General features: G+C 33.4%; 7 protein-coding genes. 1 reads left to right on the top strand and 6 read right to left on the bottom strand.

Going from position 1 to position 6,573, the window contains the following annotated elements:
- Window positions 1-181 precede the first annotated feature (181 nt).
- On the top strand, window positions 182-502 hold the full coding sequence (tmaR, locus tag A9G03_RS05020; RefSeq protein ID WP_065634215.1) for a PTS system regulator TmaR: 321 nt from the start codon (window positions 182-184) through the stop codon (window positions 500-502).
- A gap of 50 nt (window positions 503-552) precedes the next feature.
- Here tmaR and yciH read toward each other — a convergent pair whose 3' ends face one another.
- From yciH to holB, 6 genes are all read right to left on the bottom strand, one after another.
- Entirely contained in the window at window positions 553-873 is a 321-nt protein-coding gene (gene yciH, locus A9G03_RS05015; protein ID WP_065798581.1) for a stress response translation initiation inhibitor YciH, read from the bottom strand.
- 8 nt (window positions 874-881) lie between these two features.
- Entirely contained in the window at window positions 882-1,586 is a 705-nt protein-coding gene (gene pyrF, locus A9G03_RS05010; protein WP_065634217.1) for an orotidine-5'-phosphate decarboxylase, read from the bottom strand.
- A 33-nt stretch (window positions 1,587-1,619) separates the two neighbouring features.
- A complete protein-coding gene (locus A9G03_RS05005) occupies window positions 1,620-2,795 on the bottom strand; it encodes a GDSL-type esterase/lipase family protein (protein WP_065634218.1) in 1,176 nt (391 codons plus the stop codon).
- On the bottom strand, window positions 2,788-4,047 hold the full coding sequence (locus tag A9G03_RS05000; protein WP_176700962.1) for an SGNH/GDSL hydrolase family protein: 1,260 nt from the start codon (window positions 4,045-4,047) through the stop codon (window positions 2,788-2,790). The genes A9G03_RS05005 and A9G03_RS05000 overlap by 8 nt, the downstream gene beginning before the upstream one ends.
- A gap of 69 nt (window positions 4,048-4,116) precedes the next feature.
- On the bottom strand, window positions 4,117-5,517 hold the full coding sequence (locus A9G03_RS04995; RefSeq protein WP_065798580.1) for an MBOAT family O-acyltransferase: 1,401 nt from the start codon (window positions 5,515-5,517) through the stop codon (window positions 4,117-4,119).
- A gap of 63 nt (window positions 5,518-5,580) precedes the next feature.
- Entirely contained in the window at window positions 5,581-6,567 is a 987-nt protein-coding gene (holB, locus tag A9G03_RS04990) for a DNA polymerase III subunit delta' (RefSeq protein WP_065798579.1), read from the bottom strand.
- Between the last annotated feature and the right edge of the window lie 6 nt (window positions 6,568-6,573).

The raw sequence follows: 6,573 nt of genomic DNA, 5'->3' as shown, positions 1-6,573 counted from the left end.
ATAAAAAAATCAAAATAAAAGCTATAAAAGAATAGATATATCTATAAAGGCATAATGACGAGATAAAATCACCATACCATCGTGATAACATTAAAAATATAATTAATATGATCTTGAAAAATTATTAGTATATAATTGCCTCTAATATATTTTTCCATTTTTTTGAAATAAGGGGTTACAGATGGACAAGGAAAAAGCAAGCGCACCATCGTTTCAAGATGTTTTAGAGTACATTCGTCTATCGCGTCGATTAAATAAATTAAAACGTGAAATAGCAGACAACGAGAAAAAGATTCGTGACAACCAAAAACGCGTTCTATTACTTGAAAACTTAAGTGAATATATTAAGCCTGATATGACTTACGAAGAGCTTCAAGCGATTATTGCTAACATGAAAAGTGACTATGATGATCGTGTTGATGATTATATTATCAAAAATGCTGAAATTTCTAAAGAACGCCGTGATATTAGCAAAAAAATGCGGACATATCGCTCAAATTAATTGCAATTAAATAACTCCCACAATGGGAGTTATTTTTTTAGCTAATAAAGTTAACCACCTGCTAGTTTTACCTTAAAACCTTTTTCTTCTAACAATGTTTTCAGTAAATCTCGTTTATCACCCTGAATCTCAATGGTTTCATCTTTGACAGACCCACCACAACCACAGCGTTTTTTAAGTTCTGCTGCTAACTTTGATAATTGGCTATCATCCAAATCAAAACCCGAAATCACACAAACACCCTTGCCTTTACGACCTGAAGTTTGCCTTTGAATACGAATAATACCATCACCTTTATCACGAGATAATTGTGTCTCTTTCGGTTTAATTCGACCTTTATCGGTTGAATATACAACTAAATTATCAGACATGCTTTTGCTTAGCTCTTAGTTAAATCAAGTGTAGTTAAAATAGACTGTAATGCCTTAGCTGGATCTTCAGCTTGAGTAATTGGTCGGCCAATGACAAGATAATCAGCACCCGCAGCTTGAGCTCGTTGAGGTGTCATGATACGACGTTGATCATCTGGCGTCGAACCGGCTGGACGAATACCTGGAGTAACTAATTTAAAATCACTACCAAGCCGAGTTCTAAAACTTTGAACTTCTTTAGCCGAACATACGACGCCATCAAGGCCACAATTCTTAGCCAGTATAGCTAATTTTGTAGCCTGTTCTAAAGGTGAAACATGAATACCAATTTCTTGAAGATCTGAAGACTCCATACTCGTCAATACTGTCACTGCAATTAATATTGGTGCTTGTTTACCATAAGGATAAAGTGCATCTTTTGCTGCTTGCATCATGCGAGCACCACCACTTGCGTGCACATTAGTCATCCAAACCCCTAAATCGGCAGCAGCAGAAACTGCTTTAGCTACCGTATTTGGAATATCATGAAATTTAAGATCTAAAAAAATATCAAAGCCTTTATTCATAATTTGTTTAATAAATTCAGGCCCGGCGTGGGTAAATAACTCTTTGCCAATTTTGAGACGGCAATCTTTAGGATCAACACGATCAATAAAATTCCATGCTGATTTAACATCAGCAAAATCAACAGCAACAATAATTGGAGATGACATAACTTAGTTATTCCTTTTTAATCTTAAATTTGTCTATTTTTTTTGTACAAAGTCATTCAAGTCAGCATAAAACATTCGAGCACTCTCTTTATAACCTTGTAATGTTTGATGAACTAAATCTGCACGAGCCAATCCCCGCTGTCGCCACTCTTTAACTGCAAATTTACCCCCCATTGCCAGTTGCCAATCCCAAAATAACGTCTTTTCGGATTTAGCGACTTGTCTTTGAATATTTTTAATTGTTGAAAAAGATTTTGGGGTATCTTTTTCATTCGCCATGGTATCTGGTGGTGACATTAATAAAATAGTTGCATCAGGCAAAGATTTACGAATTTGTCTTATACTATTCACTAAATTTTTGCGATAAGCAGTAGGATCTAACGTTTCATCAAAACTCTCATTTGTCCCATATTCAAGTATCACTAAATCAGTTTTTGATAAAGCTAACTCTTTAAACCAATTAGGGCTCCATTTTTGCCATATGGTTTGCTTAGCACCATTAGTGGCTATAGCCGATACAACTACCCCTGGCTGTTGATAACGCGTTAACCATATTCCACCGAGTTCAACATCATTTTGCCCTTTTATCATTAAAGGCAGTTTCGACACAATAGAAGCCGTTTGCCACACATTCGCTTGAGGCACATAATTAAAATTAATCTTTTTATTATTAACATCATAAATTCCAAATACATTAGGCGTATTTTTTAATGTTTTAAAAGTGAATTTTACTTGCCAATCTTTATTGGTTAATGATTTTGGTGAAATTTGTATTACAGCAGAATCCTTCAGCGGTTTGGCAATAAAACCACCCATAGGAAAATCTAAATTGCTTAGTGTTCTACTACTTAATACATCCCAATTTTTATTTTTCCAAGTAACCGCTGCATGACTTTGTCCTTTGATCGCAACAGGCGTTATCCAGCCAATCCCCGCATCACCATATTTGCCTTGCATTAACGTTCTAAATTCACCGGTGAAAAAATCTGCTGCGGTATGCGAATCACCAAATTGGGTTATATTAACAACATCATCGCTATTTCTGTTCGCTGCTAACGATTTTAACCGTGTTGCAAATTGTTTAGCGTTGGGATCGCCAAAATCAATAATCCCTGATACAGTTGTTGTGGTCGTACTTTCTGCTACACTACATCCAACAGTAAATGTTACCGCAATAATAGCTAGAATATACTTTAAAAACTTAATCACTATGGGTACCCTCTAATTCTTTAAAAATTATTTTTTCCATAATGGCCTTTGCCAGAATCTTTTGGCCAGTTGGTGTAAAATGAACCCCATCATCCACCCGTACTTTTATTTTTTCATTATTTGTTTCAATAAAACTATTGAATTTTTCGTAGGTACAACCAAGTAACTCATTGGTTGTCAAAAAATGCTGTTGAGTTTTGTCAATCTCTGATTTATATAATGTATTAAGGTAAACCATGCCATCATTCAATTTAGGTTTACGCATACATGGCGCAGCTAGCCAAAGCACTTGTATATGATGTTCACGAGCATTACTCAAAATATTGGCTATACGTAAACGGTATTGTTCTTCCCATAATTCAGATTTGAATTTCGCGTATTTAGCGTATCCTTTAACGGGAAAATCCCAAGGGTCATTAGGCCCTAAAAAAACCACAAGCAGCTTAATTGAAGGATCGTCGGCTAGTGTATCACTAATAGTTTTGGGCCAATCAAAAGCATTGGGATAAGCAAGCCCCGTGCTTTGTTTACTCAAATCTATACTTTCTATTTTATACTGTTTGAATAACATTTTTTTAACATATGGTGCAACACCTTGCATTAATGAGTCACCCGCAAAAAAAACCTTATCATTTTCAGTTAAAACAATTGGCAACGGTTGATGAATCAACGGGACATCATGTATTTGAACTTTTGGTAATTCATCTTTTTCTTTTACTGGTGATAACGTTGGCTCTTTATTAGATTTTTCAAGTGTTTTTTTAATACTACTTTCAACCTGTTTATTTTTATCTGATAGTGATTTATCTTTTGCTAAGATTTCATCTTTAATTTTATCTTTACTTAATCGCTTAATCGCATCAGGTTGAATAATTATTGGTTTAACAGTATGGTTTTGCTCTATTGGATTTACATTTTTATCAACTTGTGGCTCATGTTTACTATCTTTTATTATAGTTGAATCCTGTGTTTGAGCTATAGCATCTTCACTCGATTCTTCACTTTGTTCTTCTGATAAAGAGTCTTCTATTAAAGTATTAGAATGAAATAGATCAGAATGGTAAGTTTGCTGCCAATAAATCAGTATCGATTTATAATAAAGCACCATTAAAGCTATTCCAGTTACAAACAATAAAATAAAAATACATCTTGCTGATAAACAAGTATTGATATTTACCGCAATCTCTCTCTTTTTATAAGACTTATTAGCTACTTCTCTTTTATTGATCGTATTATGACGTCGCCGTTTCACATTCGATCTGTTTTTTTTCTTATTTTTCGAAAACGATTTCTTATATAGCATAATGAGTTAACATCATAATTAAAAGTTAGCGTAAATAAAGTTTGGCACACCTGAAGGTGCAATGTATATAGTTACCCACAATATCAAAATAAAAATGAAAGGCAAATACCATGGTTTTATTTTGCTTAATTGCAAAGTAAACCAATCAGGAATATTTTTAAACACTGGATAAGTAAAAAATATAATACATATAAATAAAAAAGCACCAATATAATTAGGTTCAATAAAAAAGTTATGTGTTAATGCCGTTAAATAATCGATAGCATCAGGCAAACTTTCACTATTAAAAAATAGCCATGTAAAACAGACATAATGCCAGGTAATTAATCTTGCTATTATTGGTGAACGTAACGTTATCCAATTTCGACCTAAATAACGATCACCTATATTAAGGACAATAATACCTATGCCATGACACGCTCCCCAAATGATAAAGTTAATGCCTGCTCCATGCCATAACCCAGACAATAACATCGCTAACAAGACATTTATTTGTGTGCGAATAAATCCTTTTCGACTACCACCTAATGGTATGTAAATATAATCACGAATCCAATGTGATAAACTGATGTGCCAACGATCCCAAAATTCACGTAAATTTAAAGCCAAATAAGGAAAGTTGAAATTGATTGGTAAACGAAAACCTAATAATAAAGCTATTGCTGTCACTAAATCAGTATAACCAGAAAAATTCAAATAGATTTGCATTGCATAACCATAAAGGCCGACTAACAAATCAATAACATTAAATTCTAATGGATTAGCAAAAATTGGTTTTACCCAGTTTTCACTAATTAACCCACCTAAACAATACACTTTAATCACGGCTAAAATTATTAAAGTAAAAGCTCGAAACGGTTGTAATATTTCACGAGGTTGACTCACCGCAATTTGAGGCAGGAAATCTTTTGCGCGATTGATTGGACCGGCAATAATACTAGGGAAAAAAGACAAAAACAGAGCAAAATCCCAAAATTTTGCTACAGGTAACGCTTTTTTTTGCACCGATACTAAGTAACTGACAGAATGAAAAGTATAAAATGAAATTCCGATTGGAATCAGTACGGTGATAACGGGTAATAAAATGGGTAAATGGCAAAAATTTAGTAATGCTTGTAATTCATATCGGAAAAAATCAAAATATTTAAACAAAGCTAAATTAATTATCGATACACACAACGCCAAAATTAGCCATCGCTTTGCATGACGTTGTGATGAGGCAATAGCAAGTGAAAATAGATAAATAATGCAGGTATAAACAAGCAAAATTAGTGCGAACTGCCAACTATAACTGGCAACAATCAGATAGCTTGCTATTAATAGTAATTTATTTTGTAAATTAGGTGAAAAACAGCATCCCCAATACAAAGCAAAGAAAGCAATAAAAAGTAGGCCAAATTCAATAGATAAATAACTCACAGTTATCCTTTTTACTTAAACATACATTAAACGAAAATGTAGTTACAAAATATAATTAGTGTATCATTGACTAATTAATTCCGATTGAGCAAGCACATTATAAACCATTAATTCTTTATTCAAACCTGTAACCGATAATAATAATATTCTTGCTTGCAACCATAAATCATAAAGAGCTAAAATTTTTTCATTATCCATTCTCGCCAATAACCTTACCAAAGGCACCTGATCGCGATTAATAATAAAACGTCCCGCTTTTTGCTGTGCTTTTAAAGCATCACTTAACAAACTTGAAAACCAAATTATATATTCAACCACTTGTTCATTATTAAGTGTTTTAGCCAATTGCCAATAATCATTTTGTGGTAAAACGTTTAATAACTGCTCACAAAAAAGTTTTCGTTGTTGCCATTTTTCAGGCGCTAATAACGATACAGCTGTTATTGGTGCATTTTCGCTCAATAACAATGCACAGGCAAGTTCATTATCATTATATGGCTGAATGTGTTGTTTTTTTAACCACGAAATAGATTGTTCTAATTCAGGAACAGGTATGAAATAACGAAAACACCGACTATGTATAGTCGGTAATAAATGACTATTATGCTCACTACTCAAAATAAAATAAGTATTTTCAGGTGGTTCTTCTAGCGTTTTTAATAATGCATTTGCTGCGGCCTCTGTCATTAATGCAGCATTCTCAATCCAAATGACTTTATTACCACCCTGTTGCGATTTTTCATAAATTTTAGTAGTAAGCGTTCGTATTTGATCGATACCGATAGATTGCTTACCTTGTTCATTAGTGACTATATAAAAATCAGGATGATGATGTGATAAAAATAATCGACAACTGTGACAGTTTAAACATGGTTCTAACTGATGTGACGATTGACACAACAAACGATTAGCAAGCAAATTAACAAACTTATCTTCGCCACTGCCTTGTACATAATTGATTAACCAAGCATGATGAGCTCGCTGATGTAAAATACTATCAGCTAATTGTTGATAAGGTAAAGAAAGCCAAGGATAATCATTAAAAATCATATATAC

It is taken from the genome of Gilliamella sp. wkB171 (genome assembly GCF_001693755.1).
Lineage (GTDB): Bacteria > Pseudomonadota > Gammaproteobacteria > Enterobacterales > Orbaceae > Gilliamella > Gilliamella apicola_F.
The sequence above is the reverse complement of the archived record's forward strand: the minus strand, read 5'-3'. Positions and strand labels throughout refer to the sequence as shown.

Bases quoted from the DNA above. Each gene is read 5' to 3' on its own strand.
- yciH (WP_065798581.1), bottom strand. From the start codon at position 873: ATGTCTGATAATTTAGTTGTATATTCAACCGATAAAGGTCGAATTAAA.
- pyrF (WP_065634217.1), bottom strand. From the start codon at position 1,586: ATGTCATCTCCAATTATTGTTGCTGTTGATTTTGCTGATGTTAAATCA.
- holB (WP_065798579.1), bottom strand. From the start codon at position 6,567: ATGATTTTTAATGATTATCCTTGGCTTTCTTTACCTTATCAACAATTA.
- tmaR (WP_065634215.1), top strand. From the start codon at position 182: ATGGACAAGGAAAAAGCAAGCGCACCATCGTTTCAAGATGTTTTAGAG.